This is a genomic window from Jiangella asiatica, assembly GCF_004349065.1.
GTDB lineage: Bacteria > Actinomycetota > Actinomycetes > Jiangellales > Jiangellaceae > Jiangella > Jiangella asiatica.
In genome coordinates this window covers 1-332 of sequence record NZ_SMKZ01000130.1, presented here as the reverse complement: position 1 = coordinate 332, position 332 = coordinate 1, and the positions used below count along the sequence as shown (strand labels likewise).

The 332-nt window shown below is 71.7% G+C and carries 1 protein-coding gene; it reads right to left on the bottom strand.

The genetic code is table 11. The annotated features are described in order from the left end of the window. Positions 1 to 332, bottom strand: a 332-nt coding sequence (locus E1269_RS32660) for an HNH endonuclease signature motif containing protein (RefSeq protein ID WP_162606730.1), incomplete at both ends; no start/stop codon positions are given.

Genomic DNA, 332 nt, shown 5'->3' with positions numbered 1-332 from the left:
GACGCGGTAGGTGCGGCCGGCTGGGCTGGTCCAGACGAGCACGCCTGGTTCGGGGCTGTCCAGGCGCCAGCCGTGCAGGGTTTTGTCGAGGTGGAAGCGGCGGGCGAGGGGCTGGAGGTTGTGCTCGCTGGTGGTGCCGCCGTCGTGGTAGGGGACGCGGTGGTCGAGGTCGCACGCCGGCGCGGGGGTGTCGCTGGTGGGGAATCGGCAGGTGCGGTCGCGGGCGATGATGAAGTCGACCAGTGCCTGCGGTGGCTGGTAGGTGGTGTGGCCGTAGTCCAGCAGCCGCCCGTCGACCGGGTCGGTGACCAGCCTTCGTAGGGTGGCGTCGG